Below are 24,475 nucleotides of genomic sequence, written 5' to 3' on the forward strand. Positions count from 1 at the left end.
AGGAGCAATGAAAAGACGAAAACGTGCACGTCTGATTTACAACCCGACCTCGGGTCAAGAAATCATGAAGAAAAATGTCGCAGAAGTCTTAGATATTTTAGAGGGATTCGGCTACGAAACTTCCGCCTTTCGGACAACTCCTGAAAAAGATTCGGCTAAAAATGAAGCAACAAGAGCCGCCAAGACAGGCTTTGATTTGGTCATTGCAGCGGGTGGAGATGGCACTATCAATGAGGTGGTGAATGGAATCGCACCATTGCCACACCGACCAAAGATGGCGATTATTCCTACAGGGACAACCAATGATTACGCACGTGCGCTCAAGGTTCCACGTGGAAATCCGATTGAAGCCGCTAAAATGATTGGGAAAAATCAGACCGTCCTCATGGACATTGGTCATGCCAAAACCATCAAGCACGATCAAGCACACGAATCCTATTTTATCAACATTGCGGCAGCAGGAACGCTGACGGAATTGACTTATAGTGTCCCTAGCCAGCTTAAGACGATGTTTGGCTATCTAGCCTATGTGGTGAAAGGTGCCGAGCTCTTGCCGCGCGTCCAATTCACACCTGTTCGCGTACAGCATGATGGGGGCGTATTTGAAGGAAAGGTCTCTATGATTTTCGTAGCATTGACCAATTCTATTGGTGGGTTTGAACAGATTGTTCCCGATGCAAAGCTTGATGATGGGCAGTTTACTTTGCTAATGGTCAAGACCGGGAATTTGTTTGAAATCCTTCATTTAATCCGTCAAGTACTGGATGGCGGAAAGCACATCAATAGCCCCAAAATTGAATATATCAAAACTCGCAGTCTAAAAATCAAATCTCTGATTAGTCAAAATCGACTCTTGTTAAACTTGGATGGTGAATATGGTGGTGATGCACCTGTTGAGCTCACTAATTTAGCTAATCATATTGAAATTTTTGCTGATACGGATAAAGTTTCAAATGAAGCTATTACCGTTGATACAAAACTCAGTGAAATGACACAAAATTTCATGGACGAAATTACGCATTTTGAAGAGACTATATAATAGGAAGAAAAGGTGGTCAATCTGCTTTTTCTTTTTATTTTCCCTATTTATAAAATGTTTCCATACCGCGTATTTCCTTGACAAATGCATTTTTTAGGAGTATGCTAACTTAGTATAAAAATTTAAAGGAGACTTTTAAAATGGATTTGTCTGCATTAGCATTGGGGATGGCTACTTTAGGTGTTAGTATCGGTGAGGGTTTGCTTGTTTCAGCTTATTTGAACTCTACAGCACGTCAACCAGAATTGCAAAGTAAATTATTGACAGGGGTATTCCTCGGCGTTGCCTTTATCGAAGGTACATTCTTTATTACCTTGGCTATGACTTTCTTGTTCCGTGGCTAAACCGAATCGTTAAAATATAGAAAAGGGGGAACCTTCTTTGGAAGAGAGTATGAATCCAACCCTTCAGATTGGTCCAATCACCTTCGATTTGACAATGGTACTGGTATCAGCCATTACGGTTTTGATTGTGTTTGCCTTGGTATTTTGGGCGAGTCGTAAGATGCAATTGAAGCCAAAAGGGAAGCAAAATGTTTTAGAGTATATCTACGACATGACGATTAATTTTACAAAGGGAAACTTGGGAGAAGAAGAAGCCAAGCGCTACAATCTTTTTTTCTTTGTTCTTTTTACTTTCCTTGTCCTAGCCAATAACTTGGGTTTGATGACAAAAATCGAAACAGCTCAAGGGCATAATCTTTGGACGTCACCAACTGCGAATATGGCTTATGACTTTGGTCTTGCTATTATTGCAACAGTATTTTGTCATGCAGAAGGCATTCGTCGTCGAGGATTGAAAGGTTATTTGAAATCATTTATCACGCCACTTGTGATGACACCGATGAATATTTTGGAAGAAGTGACTAATTTGGCTTCCTTGGCTTTACGTCTCTACGGAAATATCTTCGCAGGGGAAGTATTAGTGTCACTTTTGCTTCAGATGTCTCAGGCAAATGGCTTTACTTATCCGATTGCGCTTTTGCTAAATGTTATTTGGACAGGTTTTTCTGTCTTTATCTCATGTTTGCAAGCTTACGTATACGTGATGTTAGTTTCCATGTATTTAGATAAAAAGATTTCAGGTGAAAAACAATAAGAAAGGAAGAGAAAATTCATGATAACAACAATGATTGGATACAGTGAAATACTTGGAAATTTCGTACTGGTAACAGCTTCTTTCTTAATTCTCTTGATTTTGATTCGTGTCTTTGCATGGAAAAATATTACGGGAATTTTTGAAAAACGTGCTGCTAAAATTGCCGGCGATTTAGATGAAGCTGCAGCAAAAACACAAGCAGCAGAAGAGTTGGTGCAACAACGTCAGGATGAGTTGGTAGCCGGTCGTATCGAAAGTAAAAAAATCATTCAGGACGCTGTTGAACGCGCTAAAGTTGAGAAAAAACACATTCTTGAACAAGCTGGCGTAGAAGTAGATGCTATGAAGAAAAAGGCGGAATTGGAAATCACTGCTGACAAACGTGAAGCACAAGAAAACCTCCGCGTCCAAGTGGCTAATCTTGCTGTTGATTTGGCAGGGAAAATCATTTTGGAAGACTTGGACCAACAAGCTCACAGTGACTTAATCGATCGGTATATTGATAGATTAGGAGACAAGTAATGGGTGTAAAAGAAACGGCCGTCGTGCAAAAATATGCTCAAAACTTTGTAGATCGCTATGGGGATCGTGAAGATATTTGGCATGTGTACGATGAAGTTCAACACATTGTCCATATTATTCGTGATACTCGATTGAATCGAATTTTGATTTCTTCAACTGTTTCGACAAAGGATAAAGAAGAATTCATTCGGATCCTTCGTCGTTCAGAATATCGTTTTGTCAATGATTTAGTAGAGGCTATTATTCAGGAGGGCAACGCAGACTTGCTCTTGTCAACTCTGGAAGAAGTTCTCTTAAAAATCAGCAAAAGTAAAAATGAATTTGACATGGTCATAACGTCTATTCAATCCTTATCAGACGAACAAAAACAACGATTGGCAGCTTTGGCAGAATCACGTTTTGATGTCAAAGTGCGCAATGTGTTGGAACAAATTGATAGAGAAATACTTGGTGGATTTATTGTTACAGTTAACCATCGAGTCATTGATGCTAGTGTCCGAACGCAATTAAAAGACATTAGAAAAAAGCTTTAAGATAGAAAGTGGTGTTCTTTTGGTAATAAACACACAAGAAATTAGCGCTTTACTAAAACAACAAATTGAAGAGTATCAACCCGATTTTGACTATACCGAAACTGGTGTTGTGACCTATATTGGTGATGGAATTGCTCGTGCCCAAGGTTTAGATAATGCCATGAGTGGTGAGCTGTTAATCTTTGAAAATGGCACAATCGGTATGGCACAAAACTTAGAGACGGCTGATGTCGGGATTATTATCTTGGGAGAATTCTCTAATATCCGTGAAGGTTCAGTTGTGCGTCGTACGGGTAAAATCATGGAAGTTCCTGTCGGGAATGCCTTGATTGGTCGTGTCATCAATCCTCTTGGTCAGCCAGTAGATGGACTTGGTGAAATTCGTACCAGCAAAACTCGTCCAATTGAGTATCCTGCGCCGGGTGTTATGCAGCGTAAATCCGTTAGCGAACCTTTGCAAACAGGACTCAAGGCCATTGATGCCTTAGTACCAATTGGTCGTGGGCAACGTGAGTTGATTATCGGTGACCGTCAAACAGGGAAAACATCTGTTGCCATCGATGCGATTTTGAATCAAAAAGGTCAAGATATGATTTGTATCTATGTAGCCATTGGTCAAAAAGAATCAACCGTTCGTTCACAAGTTGAAACTCTTCGTCAGTATGGTGCGCTTGATTATACAATCGTTGTGACAGCTTCTGCCTCACAGCCGTCTCCATTGCTCTTCCTTGCGCCTTATGCAGGGGTTGCTATGGCAGAGGAATTTATGTATGAAGGCAAGCATGTTCTCATTGTTTATGATGATTTGTCAAAACAAGCGGTAGCTTATCGTGAATTGTCCTTGCTCCTTCGTCGTCCTCCAGGTCGTGAAGCTTATCCAGGTGATGTATTCTACCTCCATTCACGTCTCTTGGAGCGTTCTGCAAAGGTTTCTGATGAATTAGGTGGTGGTTCCATTACAGCTCTGCCATTTATTGAAACACAAGCAGGGGACATTTCAGCTTATATTGCGACCAACGTGATTTCAATTACAGATGGACAAATTTTCTTGAAAGACGATTTGTTCAACTCAGGTATCCGTCCAGCTATTGATGCGGGTTCATCCGTATCTCGTGTTGGGGGTTCTGCTCAAATCAAGGCTATGAAAAAAGTTGCTGGTACTCTGCGTATCGACCTTGCTTCTTATCGTGAACTAGAGGCCTTCACGCAGTTTGGTTCAGATTTAGATGCAGCAACACAAGCCAAATTGAACCGCGGTCGTCGTACCGTTGAAGTGTTGAAGCAGCCATTACACAAACCATTGCCAGTCGAAAAGCAAGTCTTAATCTTGTACGCTTTGACCAATGGATTCCTTGATTCAGTTCCGATTGATGATGTCTTGTCATTTGAAGAAGAATTATATTCTTATTTTGATTTACATTATGATGCACTTCTTGAAGTCATTCGGACAACTAAAGACTTGCCAGATACAAACGAATTGAATGAAGCCATTCAAGAGTTTAAAGACCAGTCTATTTTTAAATAATGAGGGAGTGTAAGAATGGCAGGTTCTCTAAACGAAATCAAAACAAAAATTGCATCAACTAAGAAAACCAGTCAGATTACAGGTGCTATGCAGATGGTTTCTGCTGCTAAAATAGCTAAGTCAGAGCAATCTGCAAAATCCTTTCAAATTTATGCGAATAAGGTTCGTCAAGTGACGACAGATATTTTGCGGACGGAGCTAATGAGTGGGGATATTAGCAATCCTATGCTCATTCGGCGCGAAGTTAAAAAAACTGGTTATATTGTCATTACATCTGATAGTGGGCTAAAAGGTGCCTACAATTCGACTATTCTAAAAGCTGTTATGGGTATGATTGAACAAGACCATGATAGTAAGGATGAGTACGAAATTATCGCTATCGGCAGCATGGGGGCTGATTTCTTCCGTGCACGCAAGATGAATCCCATCTTTGAGTTGCGCGGGATTGCTGATGACCCAAGCTTTGAAGAAGTTCAAAAGATTATTTCTAAGTCTGTAGAAATGTACAAAAATGAAATTTTCGATGAACTCTATGTTTGTTACAATCACCATGTCAATAGTTTGACTAGTCAGGTGCGTGTACAACAGATGTTGCCAATTGAGGATTTGGACCATAACGAGGTAGATGGCTATACAGCGACTTTTGAGATGGAACCAAGCCGTGAAGCAATCTTGAATCAGCTCTTGCCGCAATATGCTGAGTCAATGATTTACGGGGCTCTTTTAGATGCAAAAACAGCTGAAAATGCTGCGGGTATGACCGCCATGCAAACAGCGACAGATAACGCAAAAAATGTTATTACAGACTTAACAATTCAATACAATCGAGCTCGTCAAGCAGCTATTACCCAAGAAATTACGGAAATTGTTGCAGGAGCATCAGCATTGGAATAGAAAAATCTAATTTAATGAATTGAATTCGACCTAAAAACGTCGAGAAAAAGACAATTTTTTCTAGTGCTCTGGCACTTCGTCAAGATTTCTATTTTCTTCTCGTTTTATTAACGGTCTTATATCTTAATAATTGAACACAGCCTAAACGCTGAATGGATTTGGGTATAGAAAAACGTCGTAGATGTCTGAGTTTTTTCAAAACTCTAGTCGTCCTGACGGAGGTATGTCGACGAAATCAAAGATTTCTGACTTACCACCATTTTCACTTTGCGTTTTTACGGCTTTTGTATCTTGATAATTGAATTCGGGCTACGAGCTGTGCAAAAAAGATAGAATTCCTAGAGTCTGTAGGACTCTTGGTCATTCTCTTATTTTCACTTTGCTTGCTTAACGCCTCATATCTTGTATAGAAGGAGAAAAGATGAGTTCAGGCAAAATTACTCAGGTTGTTGGACCAGTCGTGGACGTTGCTTTTGCGGCGGAAGACAAACTACCTGAGATTAACAACGCACTTGTCGTTTATAAAAATGATGCATCCAAACAAAAAATTGTGCTAGAAGTTGCTTTGGAACTTGGGGATGGTGTCGTTCGCACGATCGCTATGGAATCAACAGATGGCTTAACCCGCGGAATGGAAGTATTGGATACAGGTCGTCCGATTTCTGTGCCAGTTGGTAAAGAAACCTTGGGACGTGTTTTCAACGTTCTTGGGGAAACCATTGACTTAGAAGAGAAATTTTCTGAAGATACCGAGCGTCAACCAATCCATAAAAAAGCACCAACTTTTGATGAATTATCTACTTCAACAGAAATTCTTGAAACAGGAATCAAGGTTATTGACCTGTTAGCACCTTATTTAAAAGGTGGGAAGGTTGGTCTCTTCGGCGGTGCCGGAGTTGGTAAAACCGTTCTGATTCAGGAATTGATTCACAATATCGCTCAAGAACATGGGGGGATTTCGGTCTTTACAGGTGTTGGTGAGCGTACGCGTGAGGGGAATGACCTTTACTGGGAAATGAAGGATTCAGGCGTTATTGAAAAAAACGCCATGGTATTTGGTCAGATGAATGAACCACCAGGAGCACGGATGCGCGTTGCTCTTACTGGTCTGACTATTGCGGAATATTTCCGTGATGTGGAAGGTCAGGACGTGCTCCTCTTCATTGATAATATCTTCCGCTTTACTCAAGCTGGTTCAGAGGTTTCAGCCCTTCTTGGTCGTATGCCATCTGCCGTTGGTTACCAACCAACTTTGGCTACGGAAATGGGGCAATTGCAAGAGCGGATTACTTCTACTAAGAAAGGTTCTGTAACATCTATTCAGGCTATCTACGTGCCTGCCGATGACTATACAGACCCTGCACCAGCAACAGCCTTTGCCCACTTGGATTCTACCACCAACTTGGAACGTAAATTGACACAATTGGGTATTTATCCAGCTGTGGATCCGTTGGCATCAAGTTCACGTGCCTTAGCACCTGAAATTGTTGGGGAAGATCACTATGCAGTTGCTATGGAAGTGAAGCGTGTTCTTCAACGCTATCAAGAATTGCAAGATATCATTGCCATTCTTGGGATGGATGAATTATCAGACGATGAGAAGACCTTGGTTGGTCGTGCGCGTCGTATCCAATTCTTCCTTTCACAAAACTTTAATGTGGCGGAACAATTTACTGGTTTACCAGGATCATACGTACCAGTTGCAGAAGCCGTTCGTGGTTTTAAAGAAATTCTTGATGGCAAACATGATGGTCTTCCTGAAGACGCCTTCCGTAATGTTGGTTCTATCGAAGAGGTTGTGGAGAAAGCATCCCGCATGAAGTACTAGAGGTGGCTTATGGCTCAAATGACAGTACAAATTGTAACACCAGATGGTATTCGCTATGACCACCATGCTGCTTTTGTCTTGGTAAAGACCAAGGAAGGGGAGCTAGGGATTTATCCTGGTCACGTGGAATTAATTGCAGTACTTGAAATTGATGAAATCAAGGTTCGTCGTATTGATGATGAGAATCACGTGGACTGGATTGCGGTTAATGGTGGTATTATCGAGGTTAATAAAAACTTAATTACCATCGTTTCTGACTCTGCTGAGCGTGCGCGGGATATCGATATCAGTCGTGCTGAACGTGCGAAATTGCGTGCTGAGCGTGAGATGGAAGAAGCACAGAATGCCAAAAATATTGATATGGAACGTCGGGCTAGCATTGCTTTGCAACGTGCGCTCAATCGTATCCGTGTCGGAAATAAATAAGGGAAAGATTTTGTTTGGTATAATAGGAATATGATTGCAACGATTTTAGCATTAATTAGCCATCTTTTCTTTATTGTGATGGCACATCAATTGTTGGTGAGTGTAGTGGATTGGTCCAAGTGGTTAAAAGGTACAGCCGAAAACAAGGGAAAAATTCAGTTATTTCTTTTATTTGTGGCTATTGCTTTAGGCTATTTAGTTTCCACTTTTTTCTTGGATTTGCTGACCCTCAGTCGCACTTTGGCCGTTGGTTTGACCAGCTAGTTAATTCAAATAGAACGAGGATGTAAAATGGATACGATTATCGTACGTGGTGGGAAGAATCGCCTAGAAGGTCAAGTGACCATTGAAGGCGCTAAAAATGCTGTTTTGCCCCTATTAGCGGCTACTGTTTTGGCTAGCGAAGGACAAACTACTTTGTCCAATGTACCGATTTTGTCGGATGTCTTTACCATGAATAATGTGGTGAGAGGTCTCAATGTGGCTGTGACATTTGACCAGAGTGAGAAAGAGATTCATGTGGATGCTAGTGGCGAATTAGGTAGTCAGGCTCCTTATAAATATGTCAATCAAATGCGTGCTTCTATCGTGGTTTTAGGACCGATTTTGGCACGGAATGGATTTGCGAAGGTTTCTATGCCGGGTGGTTGTACTATTGGTAGTCGCCCGATTGACCTTCACCTCAAAGGTTTGGAGGCAATGGGCGCCCAGATTACCCAAAAAGCTGGTAATATAGAGGCTCGTGCTGACAAGCTAAAAGGTGCACATATTTACATGGATTTCCCTAGCGTAGGAGCTACACAAAATCTCATGATGGCAGCTACTTTGGCTGATGGTGTGACTACCATTGAAAATGCTGCGCGTGAGCCAGAAATTGTTGATTTAGCCATTTTACTCAATAAAATGGGGGCTAACGTCAAGGGAGCAGGTACCGAAACTTTGGTGATCAAAGGTGTTGAAAAGATGCATGGAGCAGAGCACCAAGTGGTGCAAGACCGCATCGAAGCAGGTACATTTATGGTTGCTGCTGCCATGACAGGTGGCGATGTTCTGGTAAAGGACGCTATCTGGGAACACAACCGTCCGCTTATTTCTAAAATGATGGAAATGGGAGTTCAGGTGACAGAAGAGCCTGAAGGTATTCGCGTGCGTTCGCAAGTGGACATGCTCAAACCTGTTACCGTTAAAACTTTGCCACATCCAGGTTTTCCGACTGATATGCAGGCACAGTTTACAGCTCTGATGGCGGTTGCTAAGGGGGAATCGACCATGATTGAAACGGTCTTTGAGAATCGCTTCCAACACTTGGAAGAAATGCGTCGTATGGATTTGCATTCTGAAATTTTGCGTGATACAGCTATTATTTCAGGTGGTGGCACTCTGCAAGGGGCAGAAGTGATGTCATCAGATTTGCGTGCTAGTGCAGCTTTGATTTTGAGTGGCTTAGTGGCAGAAGGTGTGACAACTGTTGGGAAACTAACGCATCTAGACCGTGGTTACTATCAATTCCATGAAAAATTAGCGGCGCTCGGTGCAGATATTGAACGAATAAATGGTGAGGAATAGAATGGACAAAGAAAGTTTATCATACGTTGGCAGACAGCTTTTGTTGATTTTGATTGTCCTGCTGTTAGCCCTGATGATCTTTGCTGCGGGACTGATGATTGGTTATGCAGTTGTTGGTGATGGTGATAACGTCTGGGCTATCTTGCGACCTGAAAAATGGCAAGAAATCATGGGAAAATTCACTGGAAAATAAAAAAGAAAAGTCTTGAATGCTATTTTCAAGGCTTTTCCTACGAACAAATCAATAAAAGGGTTCATGAATAATAAAAACGTAAACAAACAGACACTTAGTTTATTGAGTTTGATCGCAACCATTTTGATTGCGCTTGCTGGTTACTGGCTCAACGTTTCTTCCTCATCAGATACTTTACACGAAGCGCGTAGTCCTGTAACCTATATTCAAAATAGTTCTGTCTTAGGCCGAGAAACACCTTCTGAAGACTTAACACGTTCTGTCCTCCTAGAGTCAGTTACCATGATTTAGACGCATCCGTCTCTAGCGCACCGTATGCTAACTTGAAAACAAAGACTGTTCAGGGACAGATTGTGCCAACAGTTGCCAATGCACTTTTAAGCAAGACAACTCGACAGTACAAAGACAGTAATCAGACAGGAAATGGGACAACCCACTTTCGTCCTGCTGGTTGGAACCAAGTTTATCAGTGATCAGTTGCGATTGCGTCCATTTAGAAATAATGATGATGTGGCTCATGCATTGATTTGGTATCAGGACCCGGAAATGGTCTATTTGGTTGACGGTGTGCGTGAGCCCTACACTATGGAAAAACTTCAGCGCATGTACACCTATTTAAATGACTATGGTCAGCTTTATTGGATTGATTATTTGGAAAATGGTTCTTGGAAAGCGATTGGAGATGTGACGCTTTGTGAGGATGACTTACCTATTGTCATTGGTGATATGGCTTATCGTGGACGAGGAATTGGTAGAGCAGTACTGTCAAGATTGATAGAAGAAGCGCGCTTAGCAGGGAGAGGCTATTTGGCAGTCCGTGAAATTTATGATTTCAACCTTCCCTCACAGGCATGCTTTGAGGCATGTGGCTTTCAAAAAGTAGCCCAGACTGAAAAAGGATATTCCTATCGCTTGAATTTTCCATAATGATTCTTGCCAAAATGGCCGAAATTTGCTAAAATAAAGCTAATTGAATAGGGGTCTATGAGACTAGTATATCAAAGGAAACTGTCCAGGGAATTGAGCCGTGACTGCAAGCTCAATCAGTGAAAATTGATGGAATTCACTCATGTTAAAGACTGATAAAAAAAGGTCTGGTTTACCAGATGAAAACGGATGGTACCGCGTGTCAACGCTCCGCTATGTGGGGAATTGGCATGCGTTTTTTCGTATTATGCTAGCTATTCAGGAATCCCAATAAAAATGAAAGGAAGGTTCGGTTGTTTTTACTGGTTAATAGCAATTGAACATGCCCTAACAGCTGTGTAAAAAAGATAAACGTCTCTTAGACGCTAGCATCAGCGTCAAGTTTCCTACTTTTACTTTGCTGTTTTACGGGCTTTGTATCTTAAATATGGATCTACAGGCACAATTAGAGGAGTTGAAACAGTCAACTCAAGCAAAATTAAAAGAAATGACAGGCAATCATAGTAAGGAGTTGCAGGATTTACGGGTTGCGGTTTTAGGTAAAAAAGGTTCCTTGACGAATCTGTTGAAGGGGCTTAAAGATCTTCCCGATGATCAGAAACCTATTGCAGGAAAATTAGTGAATGAAGTACGTGATATTTTGACAGCTGCATTTGAAGAGCAAGCTCAAATCGTAGAGGCAGCGAAAATTCAAGCCCAATTAGATTCTGAATCAATTGATGTGACCTTACCTGGTCGCCAAGTTCAAATGGGGCACCGACATATCTTGACTCAAACATCTGAAGAAATTGAAGATATTTTCCTTGGGATGGGCTTCCAAATTGTAGACGGTTTTGAAGTTGAAAAGGACTTTTACAACTTTGAGCGGATGAATTTGCCCAAAGATCATCCAGCGCGTGATATGCAGGATACTTTCTATATTACAGAAGAAATTCTGATGCGAACTCACACAAGTCCTGTCCAAGCTCGAACAATGGATCAACACGATTTTTCAAAAGGAGCTCTCAAGATGATCTCTCCAGGACGTGTTTTCCGTCGGGACACCGATGATGCAACTCACTCGCACCAATTCCATCAAATTGAAGGCTTGGTCGTGGGTAAAAATGTTTCCATGGGAGGTCTTAAAGGAACACTTGAGATGATTATTAAGAAAATGTTTGGTGAAGAGCGATGTTTCATGTTTCAAATGTGGTGGTAAAGGCTGTAACGTATGTAAGCAAACAGGCTGGATTGAGATTTTAGGTGCCGGTATGGTTCACCCACGCGTTCTAGAAATGTCTGGTATTGATCCAACTGAATATTCCGGTTTCGCCTTTGGTCTTGGACAAGAGCGTGTTGCCATGCTCCGCTATGGAATTAACGATATCCGCGGATTCTATCAAGGTGATGTGCGATTCAGTAAGCAATTCAAATAAGATGTGAAAACGTTAAAAATACGCTAAAAAATGATGGGAGCTTATCTCATCAAATAGAAGAATGAAAGGAATGGGTAACGAGTTCACGAAACTGAACTCGGGCTACGGACTGTGTCAAAAAGAGAAACACTTCCTAGATGCAAGCGTCTTCGGAGGGTTTCCTATTTTCACTGTGTCCGTTTAACGCCCTTAGTATCTTATGTTAGTAAGTTATAAATGGTTAAAACAGTTGGTTGATTTTGATGCGACCAGTCATGACCTCTCTGAAAAAATGTTGGTGAAGTCGTTTCCTGTGAAGATGTGCCAGAAACGCACCTCCACCTTTGCCAAATCAATACAGGTGAAGAAGAATTGCGCCAAGTTGTTTGCGGTGCACCAAATATCAAGGCTGGTATTAAGGTCATGGTGGCACTTCCGGGTGCTCGTATTGCGGATAATTACAAGATTAAAAAAGGAAAAATTCGTGGCATGGAGTCCCTTGGCATGGTTTGCTCCCTCCAAGAATTAGGCATTTCTGATTCCGTGATTCCAAAAGAATTTTCAGATGGCATCCAAATTTTGCCAGAGAATGCAGTGTCAGGCCAATCTGTCTTTTCTTATCTTGATTTAGATGATGAAATCATTGAACTTTCCATCACACCAAACCGTGCAGATGCTCTCTCTATGAGAGGCGTTGCTCATGAAGTAGCGGCTATCTATGATAGCCAAGTTCATTTTGAAAAAGCAGAGCTGGTTGAAGTGGATAAAGCAGCCAGCGATGTCATCGAAGTAGCCATTGAGTCTGATCAAGTCGTGACTTACCAAGCGCGCGTGATTGAAAATGTGCAAGTAGCTCCAAGTCCACAGTGGTTGCAAAACCTTCTCATGAATGCAGGCATTCGTCCTATCAATAATGTGGTGGACGTGACCAACTATATCTTGCTTTACTTTGGTCAGCCAATGCATGCCTTTGATTTGGATAAATTTACGGATAAGAAAATCACAGCTCGTCAAGCCAATAATGGCGAAACGTTAGTAACTTTGGACGACGTAGAACGTGAATTAGTAGCAGATAATATCGTTATTTCCGTTGGCGGACAAGCAGTAGCGCTTGGTGGTGTCATGGGAGGTGCGTCAACAGAGATTGACAATGGCTCAACCAACGTTGTCTTAGAAGCTGCGCTATTTAACGGAAAATCTATCCGTAAAACATCAGGACGTCTCAATTTGCGTTCTGAAAGTTCTTCTCGATTTGAAAAAGGGATAAATGTGGCAGACTTGGCAGAGGCCTTGGACACTGCGGCTGCTATGATTGCGGCTCTGGCAGGTGGACAAGTCTTGGCTGGTGTCGTGAAAGCTGGTCAAGTGGATACCAATCCAGTTCCTGTCACAGCTAAGATTGATTATGTCAATCGTTCATTGGGAACAGACTTACAATATGCCCAGATTGAAACAATCTTCCATCGTCTTGGTATGGAAATCGCGCCAGGAGACGGTGAAAAACCAAAACTCTTGGACCGTTTGGAAATGGCTTTGACGGATCAAGTAGAAGAATTTACCGTTCAAGTACCACGTCGGCGCTGGGATATTACTAGTCCTGCTGACTTGGTGGAAGAAATCGCTCGTATTTATGGCTACAATAACTTGCCTACGCCCCTTCCAAAAGAAGATGGGACAGCTGGTGAATTGACACCTAGTCAACGACTCCGTCGCCAAGTTCGCACGGTCGCAGAAGGTGCTGGTTTGACAGAGATTATTTCTTACGCTTTAACAACGCCTGAGAAAGCTGTGGAATTCTCTGTGGCACCAACAACTGTGACAGAACTGATGTGGACAATGACAGTGGACCGCTCTGCCCTTCGCCAGAATATGGTGTCTGGTATGTTAGAGATAGTTGCCTATAATGTAGCTCGTAAGCAAAAGAATCTCGCCTTCTATGAAATTGGAAAAGTTTTTGAGCAAGTGGGTAATCCAAAAGAAGATTTGCCACAAGAAATCTCTAAATTCTCTCTTGCCTTGACAGGTTTAGTGGTTGAAAAAGATTTCCAAACAACAGCAGTACCAGTTGATTTCTATCATGCTAAAGGGATTGTAGAAGCTCTTCTTGCCAAATTTGGCTTAAGAGCTAGCTTCACAGCAAACAACAGTGTGGCTGCCCTTCATCCAGGTCGTACAGCTGTGATTTCTCTTGGAGAGGCAGTAATTGGTTTTGTGGGACAAGTTCATCCGCAGACATCTAAAAACTATGGAATTCCTGAAACCTATGTGGCTGAGTTAAACTTGGATGCTATTGAAGCGGCTATCCAGCCAGCTCCAGCCTTCCAAGAAATTTCTAAATTCCCAGCCGTTAGCCGCGACATCGCTTTGCTATTGGATCAAACAGTAGAGCATAGTGAAATCATGGCTGCCATTACCTCTGCCAATGTTAAACGCCTGACAAATGTAACACTTTTTGATGTTTATGCTGGTAGCAACATTGAATCTGGCAAGAAATCGATGGCATACAGTCTAACTTTCCAAAATCCAAGTGACAACCTAACTGACGAAGAAGTTGCTGGTTATATGGCAAAAATTTCAACTGCTCTTGAAAATCTTGGCGCTGAAATTCGTTAGAAATAGTTCTAAAAAGTGTTTAAAGAGTTGGTTTATCAGCTCTTTTTTGTATTTAAAAAATGAAGCAAGATAATTTGACAAAAGTGACAATATGTTGTTATAATTAGATAGTCATTTATAGTGACACTATTTAATTAATGATATAGAGTCACTTTAAAATGTGAAAGGAAGGAAGATTTTTGTGAATAAGTTAGAAGTAAAAGGTTTAAGCAAAATTTTCGGTAAGAGACAAAAGCAAGCTTTAGAAATGGTCAAACAGGGTCAGTCTAAGCAAGAAATTCTCCAAAAAACAGGAGCAACAGTTGGTGTTTATGATGCCAACTTGGAAGTCAAAGCTGGTGAGATCTTCGTTATCATGGGTCTGTCTGGTTCAGGTAAATCAACCTTAGTAAGGATGCTCAACCGTTTGATTGAGCCAACATCAGGTGAAATCTATATAGACGGAAAAGATATCTCCAAGATGTCGGAAGAAGAGTTGCGTGAGGTTCGTCGGACTAAGATCAACATGGTCTTCCAGAATTTTGGACTTTTTCCACATAGAACTATTTTAGAAAATACGGAATATGGCTTGGAAGTGCGTGGCGTTCCTAAAGAAGAACGTGAAAAGTTAGCAGAGCAAGCTCTTCGGAATTCATCACTCTACGACTTTAAGGATCAATATCCAGATCAGTTGTCAGGTGGTATGCAACAGCGTGTTGGTTTGGCGCGTGCTCTTGCCAATAATCCAGACATTTTGCTCATGGACGAGGCTTTCTCAGCGTTGGACCCCCTTATTCGTCGCGAAATGCAGGATGAATTGATTGAATTACAAGCTGAACAAGAGCGGACCATCATCTTTATCACTCATGACCTGAATGAGGCACTTCGTATTGGTGATCGTATTGCGATCATGGCCAATGGTCAAATTATGCAAATTGGTACAGGAGAGGAAATTTTGACAAATCCAGCCAATGATTTTGTACGTGAGTTCGTCGAAGATGTAGACCGCTCAAAAGTCTTAACAGCACAAAATATCATGACGCCAGCGCTTACGACCAATATCGAAATTGATGGTCCAAATGTGGCTCTCAATCGCATGAAAAAAGAGGATGTGTCCATGCTACTTGCTGTGGATCGTCGCCGTCATCTCAAAGGGAGCTTAACTGCGGAGTCTGCGCGTGAGGCGCGCCAAAATGGTCAAGCCTTGGTGGATGTTATTGATAAAAACGTTCAAAAAGTTACACCAGATACATTAGTCACAGATATTTTTGATTTGATTTACGATTCGCCGACACCACTTGCGGTAGTTGATGATAAGGACCGTTTAGTTGGCGTTGTCATCCGTGGTCGTGTCATTGCGGCGTTATCCTCTAATGCCAATGCTTAATATGTAGAGATTTTGTAAAGGAGAGATTTCATGTTTAACTATCAACTGCCAGTTGCGGAGTGGGTGCAAGCCTTCACGGACTGGCTTACTCAGACTTTTTCAGGTTTATTTGCCTTCATTCAGTCAGTCGGAAATAGCCTCATGGGCGGTGTGACAGATACCTTACTGTTTGTTCCACCGATTGTGATGATCATTCTCATGACGATTGCAGCCTTCTTTATTTCCAATAAAAAATGGGGATTGACAGTTTTTACGGGTCTTGGTTTACTCTTTATTTTGAACCAAGGCTTGTGGAATGATTTGATGAATACTGTGACTTTGGTCATTGTATCAAGTTTAGTATCTATTATTATTGGTGTACCAGTTGGTATCTGGATGGCAAAAAGTTCAAAAGCAGCAGCTATTATCAATCCAATTTTGGACTTCATGCAGACCATGCCATCATTTGTTTACCTGATTCCAGCGGTAGCATTCTTTGGAATCGGAATGGTGCCAGGGGTCTTTGCCTCAGTGATTTTTGCTTTGCCACCAACGGTCCGCATGACAAATTTAGCCATTCGTCAAATTCCAGAAGAATTGGTAGAAGCGTCTGACTCATTTGGTAGTACGTCGCGTCAAAAATTATTCAAAGTGGAATTGCCACTTGCTAAACCAACTATTTTTGCCGGTATCAACCAGACTATCATGTTGGTCTTGTCAATGGTAGTAACGGCCTCTATGATCGGTGCACCTGGTCTTGGTCGCGGTGTCTTGTCTGCCCTTCAGCATGCGGATATCGGTGCAGGATTTGTATCAGGTATCGCCTTGGTTATCTTGGCCATGATTATGGACCGCTTCACACAGAAATTAAATCAGCCAACAACGGCTAAAGTGAAGAAATCAGCTAAAGAGAAAAAACGCCATAAAATCATGACCTATGCAGTCTTAGCTGGTATTGTTTTGCTCTTTGCAGCTCGCTTTATTAGTTCTGCTATGGGCGTGACCAAGGAAACGGTTAATCTCGGATATGTCCAATGGGACTCTGAAGTAGCGTCTACTAACGTTGCAGCTGAAGTTTTACGTGAAATGGGCTACGATGTTAAAATGACACCGCTTGATAATGCTGTTTTATGGCAATCTGTCGCAAATGGAGAAGTTGATGCCTCTTTATCTGCTTGGTTGCCAACGACACATGGTGCTCTCTACGAGCAGTATAAGGATAAATTAGTGGACTTGGGACCAAGTCTTGAAGGAGTTCAATCTGGTTTGGTTGTTCCAGCGTACATGGATGTGAATTCCATTGAAGATTTAAGCAATCAAGCTGGTAAGAAAATTACGGGTATCGAGCCAGGTGCGGGTATTATGACGACTGCTCAGGCGGCGATTGACGCCTATCCAAACTTGAAAGGATGGGAATTGATTTCAGCTTCAACAGGCGCCATGAATATCGAATTAGAACGTGCCTACCAAAATAAGGAAGATATTGTCATTACAGGATGGTCCCCACACTGGTTGTTCTCTAAATATGACTTGAAATATCTAGAAGATTCGAAGAAAACTATGGGTGAAAAGGAATCCATTCATACCTTGGTTCGTCAAGGATTTGATAAAGATAATGCAGAAGTAAATGCTATCTTGGACAACTTCAATTGGACCGAAGAAGATATGGAATCTGTCATGTTTGCCATCAACGAAGGCGATAGCCCAGAAAAAGCAGCCAAAGCATGGATTGAAGAAAACCGTGACTTGGTAGATTCTTGGAAAAAATAAATGTGTAAAAGAAAAGGAGTTCATGTGACTCCTTTTTGCGTGAAAGATCATTATCATATATAGAAAAGTCATATAATTGTAAAATGAAAGCGCATAGCATATGGTATAATTTTACCGATAATAAAAAATAATAGATTGTCCGCAACAATTAGTAGCTATTTTGCTTGCATGTGGATAAGAGGTTGGTTATGAAAAAACTATCGGTATTTATTTTTGCATTTTTACTTTCGTTCAGCGTATTCCATAATGAAATAGTTATCTACGCTAACACAGAAAACGTTCAATATTATTGCTATAATAATGGTGTTTCTTATTTAGATGAGACAACTGTTCCTAATGGACAAATCATTACGGGAGCAACTGGACAAATTCGCCCAGAACAAGATAGTCTTATTAAGGATACCCAGTATGCCTTTCTTTATGAAGTTTCTAATCCTTCCGTTCTCACTATTGATGAGCGGGGAAACTGGCAAGCTTTAAAAGAAGGGACGGTTACTGTTACCATTCATGTACCGTATCTAGGAGGGGATTTTCCAAACTTTGAAGCAGAATTGGATCAGTTGGGGATTCATCGCTCTCCGATTGAAACATCAGTGGCCTATCCACCAAAGACATTTACCGTTACTGTTTCTAATAATAACTTGATTCCAGTGAATCGACTCTATTATCCAGCTTTAAAAACTCATCTTTATACAACTGATTTCAATGAGGTCAATGAATTAATGAGACGAGGCTGGAGACTGGAAGGGAAAGCTTGGTCCACTCGTAGCATTACTGGGGATGCTGTTTATCGCCTGTATCATTCTGGTTTGAAAGTTCATTTGTATACCAAGGATGCTAACGAGTATAGAATATTAGCAGGGCGTGGTTGGCATCAAGAAGGCATTGCTTATCGTTCAACTGGAGATATTCCTGTTTATCGCTTGTATCATAATGGTATCAAAAAAACACCTCTATACCACCAGCGAGAACGAGAAAAACATTTTGTCTACTCGTGGCTGGAAATATGAAGGCGTTGCTTGGATGGTAGAGTAATACTGCTCTTGACAATTTAGAATTGTCAAAGTGAATGGTTTATAGCAAAAATGGCTCAATCTTAATAGTCACTTGGTTCTGGTAGGTTTTCAGGACTCTTTTGCTGAGCTGATGATAGCGTTCACGGAGAGTGCTAATTTTTTCAGGGAATTGTCCGCCTATATATTCGTAGTTAGCCTCAACGGTATGAAAAAGTTCATGAAAGAGCTCGTTCATGTCTTTTAGTTCTGCAATAAGTGAATCATTTCCTTGTAAAAAATAGGGAATATCTTCTTTACTGGCAAAGAAATCGTCTTCATCTTTGATAGGAAAAGCACCGTATTCTAAGCAAAATTCATAAGCCATAGTTGTCTCCGTTTCTGTTTTTGACTATTATAGCATAGGTTGATGAAAGATATAGTGAACGAAACTAGGAACCTCCTCTATTTATAGTGGAGAAAAGGGGCAATCTCCAAGGATAGGTGATGAAGTATGTGGCTAAAAAACAGTTAAATGGTTTTTCTGGAATGCCTTGTCTCTCTCTCCTCTTTTTTCTATTATTGAAAGAACTTTCAGATAAACATGCCGAAAATATGCTATAATTTACTAAGAAAAATGTGAGGATAAGTAAATGAAAAGTAAACATTCACCTTATTTGGTTTGGGGTTTGATTATGTTGGGAGCGGTTATGCGCGTACCCTTTACCTCAATTCCAGCTATTTTGACAGACATTGCATCAGGATTAGGGGGTTCTGTCTCTAGTTTAGGGATTTTAACCTCTTTGCCGCTCTTAATGTTTGCTTTCTTCTCTGCTCTGGCACCAAGGTGGGCAGCAAAGTTAGGTATTGAGAAATTGCTAGGTCTAGTATTGGCTATCATGCTGATTGGCTCTTTATTGCGCATGATCAATCTTCCTATGCTTTATGTGGGGACCATGTTGATCGGGGTAGCAGTAGCAGTTATCAATGTCATTCTGCCTAGTCTGGTGTCAGCTAATTTTCCTCTAAAAGTTGGTTTTTATACGACTTTGTATATTACCACCATGGGGATTTCTACGACTCTTGCGTCAATGGTTGCGGTTCCCATCACTAGTGCAACCTCTTGGGAATTTTTCCTCCTATTGATTTCAGCTTTGATTGGTTTAGCTCTTTTGATTTGGCTACCGAACTTGACTTACAATCACCGGTTTGAAAACGAAAAGAGTACAAAAAAAGAAACACCACTTTGGAAAAACAAGTACGCTGTTATCTTCTTGATTTTTGGTGGATTGCAGTCTCTACTTTTTTACACAGATCAGGAATTTTCAGTTTGATTAGTATCCCAGTCTCCATGATTGTGCCTTCTATTGTTAGTCGATTATCTAAGGAAAAACGTGCTTGGATTATGACTGGAATATCAGCTTTGACTTTAATAGGGTTAGCGGCTATGTTGGTTGCACCTGCTAATTTTACCATATGGCTCCTTATTCATCTTATTTTAGGGGTCTCTGTCAGCACGCTCTTTCCTTATATGATGATTAGTCTCAACCTCAAGACATCAAATAGTCAGGATACGGCTCGTTTGTCAGGCATGGTGCAGTCGGGGGGCTACTTATTGGCTTCTGTTGGCCCTATGCTTTTGGGCTATAGTTATTCTCTATTTGCATCTTGGGTTCCCTTTATTATTAGTTTAGCGATTGTGACTATTCTCATGATGATTAGTATTGTATTCATTGAAAAACGCGATAAGATTATTTAGATTTTTCATTTAATGGAACGGTTGGAGGGAAAATGGCAAAGCAGTCAGGACAAGATTTCTATGATTTAGCAGCTGTATGGCTCTTTGACAATGGCCCCTATCTTCTAGAGCAAGAAAGATGGCAGTGGTTGAGTCTCCTGCGATCCCACATCCAAGAATTGCATCAAGTAGGCTGGTCATTGCTAGCTATCAAGGACGGCTATTTATCTCTTCTTGAGAAAGATTGTGAAATGGACATGCTAGAAGATGTCTTTCATCAAGCACAAATCTTTGGTAATCCTATCTTTCTCAGCCTATTTAATCAGCAGGTTAGACAGATACAAACGGTTAGCCAAGCACAAAAAACTTAAAAAAAGCAGGAATCTGGATGAATTTGCCGCCTCATCATGACTTTTGGAGTCAGTTCTCAATTCTCGTTGATTTCGCCTTACCTGCCAATCGTTTTTCGGATAAACATGAAATGGCTGATTTGAAAAAACAGCTGCACCAATTTCGTTATGTCATTTCTGCCCAGCAAGCTAAATGGATCCGTTGGCATTATCGGGAAACAGGACAGACAGATGAGGAGGCTTTGTCGGCTTATCTAGCGACCAAAGAAAAAAAGGATGGTCTCTAGTTCCTGTTGCTCGATATGATTTGCATGAATCTGCTCGCTTGCACAATAAAAAATTGCACAATAAAAAATTGCACAATAAAAAGACCAATCGAGTAGAAACGAGCCAGGACATTCAAGGTGTTAACTACAAGGTCCTACTGGATTTTCATTATCGGAAGTCAAGGTCAATTTCTCAATGAAGTGGATCCGCAGGGGCAGAGTAGAGCTGGGATTGTTAATGGGGCAAGTTTCAACTATGCTAGTTGCAATGACGAGCGTCACCGCCAGTTAGATGTTGATCCGACAGTGAAGTGGGATCCTGCATTTCGTAAAGATATTTTAAAAGTAGTAGACCAATCTCCAGACATTCGCTATCGCTCGCCCAGTCAAAAACAATATCGTAGGAAATCTTCTAGCTTTGCAGAGGCAGAAGTTTCTCTCTATCAAGCTGTTAAAAGAGAAGTAGCGCACATGAAGCGCTTGATTAAAGAGTACAAAAAAACAAGCCTCACAGCTTGTTTTTTAACGTGCTACGCGACGACGCGCTGCTTTTTTGCGATTTTCTTCGATGAAAGCTTCTTTCTTTTCTTCAGGTTCGATGACTGTTTTTTGAACAGCATAAGCAGCTCCAGCAAGTGCTGCAAGTGTGCCGACGATACCTGTAAATAAACCTTTTCCAAATCCTTTTGCCATGGTATGATACTCCTTTTGACTTTCTGTTTGTAGAAGACCTTGGCACTCTGCCGACTTCCACTAGATATGTTATAATAATCTTAACGGAAAAACGAGAAATTTTCAAGGAAAAAAGATGAAAACAAAAATAATCGTGGTTTTGGGACCAACAGCTGTGGGCAAAACCGCCATGGGCATTGCATTAGCCCAGAAATTCAATGGAGAAATTATCAGTGGCGACAGCCAGCAGGTCTACGAGGAGCTATCTATCGGGACAGCAAAAGCTAGTCAAGAAGAGCAGGCTCAAGCTCCTCATTATTTAATTGATGTGCGCAGTGTTAACCAAAGTTATTCTGCTTATGACTTTGTGCAGGAGGCTGGTCAAAAGATTGAGGAAATCACTGGCCGCGGGCATGTGCCGATTCTGGTGGGTGGAACAGGACTTTATTTGCAGAGCCTGCTGGAAGGCTATCATTTGGGTGGTCAATTGGATCAGACAGCGCTCTTGGCTTATCGCAAGGAATTGGATGCTTTATCAGATGAGGTTTTGTTTGGGAACTGGAAAAATTTGGACAAGATTTGGTCAATCAAGAGCCAGCCTATGAAGCGCTGCTGATTGGTCTGACGGATGATCGAGAGCGTGTTTATGACCGCATCAATGCGCGTGTGGACGTCATGATGGAGGCCGGATTATTGGATGAAGCCAAGTGGCTCTATGACAACTATCCAGATTCGCAAGCCAGTCGTGGGATTGGTTACAAGGAATTTTTCCCCTACTTCCGAGGAGAGGAGACTTTGGAAGTGACAGTGGACAAGCTCAAACAGCAGACACGCCGATTTGCCAAGCGACAGTTAACCTGGTTCCGTAACCGCATGGATGTCACCTTCTATGAAATCTCGGATCCAACCAGCCAAGTCCGAATTGAAGAAAGTGTGAGGGAATTTTTAAATGATTGAAACCAAGAAAGAGCAGGAACGTGCCCTCTTAGTCGGAGTTGAGTTGCAGCAGACGGAAAATTTTGCCGTGTCCATGGAGGAGTTGGCCAGTCTGGCGCGGACAGCAGGTGCAGAGGTGGCGGGCGTTTATACTCAAAAGCGGGAAAAATATGATAGTAGGACCTTTATCGGCTCTGGGAAATTGGATGAAATTGCCCAGATGGTGGAGGCAGATGAGATTGATACGGTTATTGTCAATAATCGTCTGACGCCGCGCCAAAATACCAATTTGGAAGAGCGCGGGCGCGCAGTCACGAAGGAAAATTGCAGGTTCATTTAGCCCAACTTAAGTACATGTTGCCACGTCTTGTGGGGCAAGGGATTATGCTCAGTCGTCAGGCTGGTGGGATTGGTTCTCGTGGCCCTGGTGAAAGTCAATTGGAGCTGGATCGTCGGAGCATTCGTCATCAGATTCATGATATTGAGCGACAATTAAAAGTTGTGGAGAAGAATCGCTCGACTGTTCGAGAACGCCGTCTGCAATCAGGGATTTTCAAGATTGGCTTAATTGGCTATACGAATGCGGGAAAATCAACGATTATGAATGCTATGACGGATAAGTGTCAATATGAGGCAGATGAGCTTTTTGCGACCTTGGACGCGACGACCAAGCAGATTGCTTTATCAGATACTTTTCAAGTGACCTTGACCGACACAGTTGGCTTTATACAAGATTTACCAACGGAGTTGATTTCCGCCTTCAAGTCTACCTTGGAAGAGTCCATGAATGTGGATCTTTTGCTTCATGTCATTGACAGTTCGGATCCCAATCATGCCGAGCAAGAGCAGGTGGTTCTGGATATTCTCAAAGATTTGGATATGCTAGATATTCCACGGCTTGCCGTTTACAATAAAATGGACAAGACCGACGATGAATTTACGCCAAGCCAATTTCCTCATGTCATGATTTCAGCTAAGGACAAAAATGCCAAAGCACACATCCAAATGATGGTACTAGCAAAGCTCAAAACCATGTTTGTACCATTTGAAGTTAAGATACCACTGGCACAATCCTATCGATTGCATGACTTAGCAAAGATAGCTTTAATTGACAAACGTGAATACGTGGATGATGTAGAGATTGTCAGCGGTTCGATTGCTAAGAGTAATAAGTGGAAACTGGAAGAATTTCTAGGAGAGATTTTATGATGGATTATCTTGATTTGGCACTAACTTATGGTGGATTTACTTCTTTGGATAAGGTTTATTTGACGCAAAAATTGGCGCACTTATCAGATGAGGACAAGCTTGCTTTCATCACGCCGCCGCCGTCTGTTATCAATGCTTACTTTGCAGAAATCTACCAAAAACAATCGCCACAGGCAGCAACAGATTATTATTTTGATTTATCTTGTCAACTTCACTTGCTGATGAAAGAACCATCTTTTAAAGAAGAAAAGCCCTTTGTTCGCCTCAACCTTGGCGGAAAATCCTACGGCTTTGCCTATGAATCTAGTAATAAGGTGGCGCAAGTTTTTTCTGAAAAGGAAGAAGTGGTAACGGAGGCATTGCTCTTTGAACTGGCGCAGATTTTTCCGCGTTATATGATTTATATCAAAGAAAATCGTATCTACATGACACCACTGGTGATGGAGGGGCTATCATTCACTCCTGTGGTACAAAGTCGCTATCTCTTAACGGATGTGGCAGAAAGCCAGGAGTATCTCCGTTTTACAGGATACAATCAGGAAGAAGTCAGTCAAGTAGCGGCAGAATACGCTGGTCAAGCTTACTATGTTTGGTCGGGTCGCACTGCTATGATTTACCGAAAAAAATAGAAAGAAAAAT

The 24,475-nt window shown here is 41.6% G+C and carries 22 protein-coding genes and 6 pseudogenes; 26 read left to right on the plus strand and 2 right to left on the minus strand.

The genetic code is table 11. The annotated features are described in order from the left end of the window. Nucleotides 1-7: 7 nt before the first annotated feature. The 20 genes and pseudogenes from AEX56_RS01695 (at nucleotide 8) to AEX56_RS01785 (ending at nucleotide 18,708) form a co-directional block, all read left to right on the plus strand. The gene (locus AEX56_RS01695; protein ID WP_049617660.1) at nucleotides 8-1,039 is read left to right on the plus strand and encodes a diacylglycerol kinase family lipid kinase; all 1,032 of its coding nucleotides are present in this window, start codon (nucleotides 8-10) and stop codon (nucleotides 1,037-1,039) included. 140 nt (nucleotides 1,040-1,179) lie between these two features. Beyond that, entirely contained in the window at nucleotides 1,180-1,383 is a 204-nt protein-coding gene (locus AEX56_RS01700; RefSeq protein ID WP_049617661.1) for a F0F1 ATP synthase subunit C, read from the plus strand. A 37-nt stretch (nucleotides 1,384-1,420) separates the two neighbouring features. Beyond that, entirely contained in the window at nucleotides 1,421-2,137 is a 717-nt protein-coding gene (gene atpB / locus AEX56_RS01705; RefSeq protein WP_049617662.1) for a F0F1 ATP synthase subunit A, read from the plus strand. A gap of 18 nt (nucleotides 2,138-2,155) precedes the next feature. Beyond that, on the plus strand, nucleotides 2,156-2,659 hold the full coding sequence (gene atpF, locus AEX56_RS01710) for a F0F1 ATP synthase subunit B (protein ID WP_049617663.1): 504 nt from the start codon (nucleotides 2,156-2,158) through the stop codon (nucleotides 2,657-2,659). Then, nucleotides 2,659-3,192 carry a F0F1 ATP synthase subunit delta gene (locus AEX56_RS01715; protein ID WP_049617664.1) on the plus strand — a complete coding sequence of 178 codons (534 nt, stop codon included), beginning with the start codon at nucleotides 2,659-2,661 and terminating at the stop codon, nucleotides 3,190-3,192. Before atpF ends, AEX56_RS01715 begins: the two co-directional genes overlap by 1 nt. Before the next feature lie 19 nt (nucleotides 3,193-3,211). Further along, complete coding sequence (gene atpA, locus AEX56_RS01720; RefSeq protein WP_049617665.1) at nucleotides 3,212-4,717, plus strand: F0F1 ATP synthase subunit alpha; 1,506 nt, start codon at nucleotides 3,212-3,214, stop codon at nucleotides 4,715-4,717. 15 nt (nucleotides 4,718-4,732) lie between these two features. Beyond that, the gene (locus tag AEX56_RS01725; protein ID WP_049617666.1) at nucleotides 4,733-5,611 is read left to right on the plus strand and encodes a F0F1 ATP synthase subunit gamma; all 879 of its coding nucleotides are present in this window, start codon (nucleotides 4,733-4,735) and stop codon (nucleotides 5,609-5,611) included. Between the two features lie 421 nt (nucleotides 5,612-6,032). Beyond that, nucleotides 6,033-7,439: a F0F1 ATP synthase subunit beta gene (gene atpD, locus AEX56_RS01730; protein ID WP_049617667.1), complete on the plus strand. Its 1,407-nt coding sequence runs from the start codon at nucleotides 6,033-6,035 to the stop codon at nucleotides 7,437-7,439. Between the two features lie 9 nt (nucleotides 7,440-7,448). Next, nucleotides 7,449-7,865 carry a F0F1 ATP synthase subunit epsilon gene (locus AEX56_RS01735; RefSeq protein WP_049617668.1) on the plus strand — a complete coding sequence of 139 codons (417 nt, stop codon included), beginning with the start codon at nucleotides 7,449-7,451 and terminating at the stop codon, nucleotides 7,863-7,865. 30 nt (nucleotides 7,866-7,895) lie between these two features. Further along, nucleotides 7,896-8,129 (plus strand): DUF1146 family protein, encoded by a 234-nt coding sequence (locus AEX56_RS01740; RefSeq protein ID WP_049617669.1) that lies wholly within the window; start codon nucleotides 7,896-7,898, stop codon nucleotides 8,127-8,129. Nucleotides 8,130-8,156: 27 nt separating this feature from the next. Continuing rightward, on the plus strand, nucleotides 8,157-9,431 hold the full coding sequence (gene murA / locus AEX56_RS01745; RefSeq protein WP_049617670.1) for a UDP-N-acetylglucosamine 1-carboxyvinyltransferase: 1,275 nt from the start codon (nucleotides 8,157-8,159) through the stop codon (nucleotides 9,429-9,431). Nucleotide 9,432: 1 nt separating this feature from the next. Continuing rightward, a complete protein-coding gene (locus AEX56_RS01750; RefSeq protein ID WP_049617671.1) occupies nucleotides 9,433-9,624 on the plus strand; it encodes a DNA-directed RNA polymerase subunit beta in 192 nt (63 codons plus the stop codon). A 63-nt stretch (nucleotides 9,625-9,687) separates the two neighbouring features. After that, nucleotides 9,688-9,915, plus strand: coding sequence for a hypothetical protein (locus AEX56_RS09445; protein ID WP_152907863.1), 228 nt, complete (start codon nucleotides 9,688-9,690; stop codon nucleotides 9,913-9,915). A gap of 32 nt (nucleotides 9,916-9,947) precedes the next feature. Continuing rightward, the gene (locus AEX56_RS09450) at nucleotides 9,948-10,097 is read left to right on the plus strand and encodes a hypothetical protein (RefSeq protein ID WP_160315159.1); all 150 of its coding nucleotides are present in this window, start codon (nucleotides 9,948-9,950) and stop codon (nucleotides 10,095-10,097) included. Further along, a complete protein-coding gene (locus AEX56_RS01760; protein WP_049617673.1) occupies nucleotides 10,048-10,551 on the plus strand; it encodes a GNAT family N-acetyltransferase in 504 nt (167 codons plus the stop codon). Before AEX56_RS09450 ends, AEX56_RS01760 begins: the two co-directional genes overlap by 50 nt. A gap of 427 nt (nucleotides 10,552-10,978) precedes the next feature. Further along, nucleotides 10,979-11,966 (plus strand): annotated as a pseudogene (pheS, locus tag AEX56_RS01765) (phenylalanine--tRNA ligase subunit alpha). 300 nt (nucleotides 11,967-12,266) lie between these two features. Next, nucleotides 12,267-14,558: a phenylalanine--tRNA ligase subunit beta gene (pheT, locus tag AEX56_RS01770; RefSeq protein ID WP_443031004.1), complete on the plus strand. Its 2,292-nt coding sequence runs from the start codon at nucleotides 12,267-12,269 to the stop codon at nucleotides 14,556-14,558. 181 nt (nucleotides 14,559-14,739) lie between these two features. Continuing rightward, nucleotides 14,740-15,924, plus strand: coding sequence for a quaternary amine ABC transporter ATP-binding protein (locus tag AEX56_RS01775; protein WP_049617674.1), 1,185 nt, complete (start codon nucleotides 14,740-14,742; stop codon nucleotides 15,922-15,924). 30 nt (nucleotides 15,925-15,954) lie between these two features. Then, nucleotides 15,955-17,673 carry an ABC transporter permease/substrate binding protein gene (locus AEX56_RS01780; RefSeq protein ID WP_049617675.1) on the plus strand — a complete coding sequence of 573 codons (1,719 nt, stop codon included), beginning with the start codon at nucleotides 15,955-15,957 and terminating at the stop codon, nucleotides 17,671-17,673. 188 nt (nucleotides 17,674-17,861) lie between these two features. Next, nucleotides 17,862-18,708: pseudogene (locus AEX56_RS01785) on the plus strand (hypothetical protein). Between the two features lie 39 nt (nucleotides 18,709-18,747). Here AEX56_RS01785 and AEX56_RS01790 read toward each other — a convergent pair. Continuing rightward, complete coding sequence (locus AEX56_RS01790; RefSeq protein WP_049617676.1) at nucleotides 18,748-19,053, minus strand: hypothetical protein; 306 nt, start codon at nucleotides 19,051-19,053, stop codon at nucleotides 18,748-18,750. A 265-nt stretch (nucleotides 19,054-19,318) separates the two neighbouring features. Between AEX56_RS01790 and AEX56_RS01795 the strand changes: the two are divergent. The 3 genes and pseudogenes from AEX56_RS01795 to AEX56_RS08810 all read left to right on the plus strand — a co-directional run. Then, a pseudogene (locus AEX56_RS01795) lies at nucleotides 19,319-20,424 on the plus strand (MFS transporter). A 32-nt stretch (nucleotides 20,425-20,456) separates the two neighbouring features. Further along, a complete protein-coding gene (locus tag AEX56_RS01800) occupies nucleotides 20,457-20,774 on the plus strand; it encodes a hypothetical protein (protein WP_049617677.1) in 318 nt (105 codons plus the stop codon). A 17-nt stretch (nucleotides 20,775-20,791) separates the two neighbouring features. Further along, a pseudogene (locus AEX56_RS08810) lies at nucleotides 20,792-21,427 on the plus strand (DUF3114 domain-containing protein); the annotation flags it as partial. A 114-nt stretch (nucleotides 21,428-21,541) separates the two neighbouring features. Here the strand turns inward: AEX56_RS08810 and AEX56_RS08520 are convergent. Beyond that, a complete protein-coding gene (locus AEX56_RS08520) occupies nucleotides 21,542-21,712 on the minus strand; it encodes a DUF3042 family protein (RefSeq protein WP_160315160.1) in 171 nt (56 codons plus the stop codon). A gap of 115 nt (nucleotides 21,713-21,827) precedes the next feature. Here AEX56_RS08520 and AEX56_RS01810 point away from each other — a divergent pair. The 3 genes and pseudogenes from AEX56_RS01810 (at nucleotide 21,828) to AEX56_RS01820 (ending at nucleotide 24,465) form a co-directional block, all read left to right on the plus strand. After that, a pseudogene (locus AEX56_RS01810) lies at nucleotides 21,828-22,648 on the plus strand (tRNA (adenosine(37)-N6)-dimethylallyltransferase). Next, nucleotides 22,641-23,836, plus strand: a pseudogene (gene hflX, locus AEX56_RS01815) (GTPase HflX). The pseudogenes AEX56_RS01810 and hflX overlap by 8 nt, the downstream one beginning before the upstream one ends. Then, complete coding sequence (locus AEX56_RS01820) at nucleotides 23,836-24,465, plus strand: cystathionine beta-lyase (RefSeq protein ID WP_173554782.1); 630 nt, start codon at nucleotides 23,836-23,838, stop codon at nucleotides 24,463-24,465. The pseudogene hflX and the gene AEX56_RS01820 overlap by 1 nt, the downstream one beginning before the upstream one ends. Nucleotides 24,466-24,475: the final 10 nt, after the last annotated feature.

The sequence above is a fragment of the Streptococcus sp. X13SY08 genome, assembly GCF_001182825.2.
Classification (GTDB): domain Bacteria; phylum Bacillota; class Bacilli; order Lactobacillales; family Streptococcaceae; genus Streptococcus.

Coding starts and splice junctions, on each gene's coding strand:
- AEX56_RS01740 (WP_049617669.1), top strand. CDS start 7,896: ATGATTGCAACGATTTTAGCATTAATTAGCCATCTTTTCTTTATTGTG.
- AEX56_RS01735 (WP_049617668.1), top strand. CDS start 7,449: ATGGCTCAAATGACAGTACAAATTGTAACACCAGATGGTATTCGCTAT.
- AEX56_RS09445 (WP_152907863.1), top strand. CDS start 9,688: ATGAATAATAAAAACGTAAACAAACAGACACTTAGTTTATTGAGTTTG.
- AEX56_RS08520 (WP_160315160.1), bottom strand. CDS start 21,712: ATGGCAAAAGGATTTGGAAAAGGTTTATTTACAGGTATCGTCGGCACA.
- AEX56_RS01760 (WP_049617673.1), top strand. CDS start 10,048: ATGGGACAACCCACTTTCGTCCTGCTGGTTGGAACCAAGTTTATCAGT.
- AEX56_RS01820 (WP_173554782.1), top strand. CDS start 23,836: ATGGATTATCTTGATTTGGCACTAACTTATGGTGGATTTACTTCTTTG.
- atpF (WP_049617663.1), top strand. CDS start 2,156: ATGATAACAACAATGATTGGATACAGTGAAATACTTGGAAATTTCGTA.
- AEX56_RS01725 (WP_049617666.1), top strand. CDS start 4,733: ATGGCAGGTTCTCTAAACGAAATCAAAACAAAAATTGCATCAACTAAG.
- AEX56_RS01750 (WP_049617671.1), top strand. CDS start 9,433: ATGGACAAAGAAAGTTTATCATACGTTGGCAGACAGCTTTTGTTGATT.
- AEX56_RS01800 (WP_049617677.1), top strand. CDS start 20,457: ATGGCAAAGCAGTCAGGACAAGATTTCTATGATTTAGCAGCTGTATGG.
- AEX56_RS01790 (WP_049617676.1), bottom strand. CDS start 19,053: ATGGCTTATGAATTTTGCTTAGAATACGGTGCTTTTCCTATCAAAGAT.
- AEX56_RS01700 (WP_049617661.1), top strand. CDS start 1,180: ATGGATTTGTCTGCATTAGCATTGGGGATGGCTACTTTAGGTGTTAGT.
- AEX56_RS01695 (WP_049617660.1), top strand. CDS start 8: ATGAAAAGACGAAAACGTGCACGTCTGATTTACAACCCGACCTCGGGT.
- murA (WP_049617670.1), top strand. CDS start 8,157: ATGGATACGATTATCGTACGTGGTGGGAAGAATCGCCTAGAAGGTCAA.
- atpD (WP_049617667.1), top strand. CDS start 6,033: ATGAGTTCAGGCAAAATTACTCAGGTTGTTGGACCAGTCGTGGACGTT.
- AEX56_RS01780 (WP_049617675.1), top strand. CDS start 15,955: ATGTTTAACTATCAACTGCCAGTTGCGGAGTGGGTGCAAGCCTTCACG.
- AEX56_RS01715 (WP_049617664.1), top strand. CDS start 2,659: ATGGGTGTAAAAGAAACGGCCGTCGTGCAAAAATATGCTCAAAACTTT.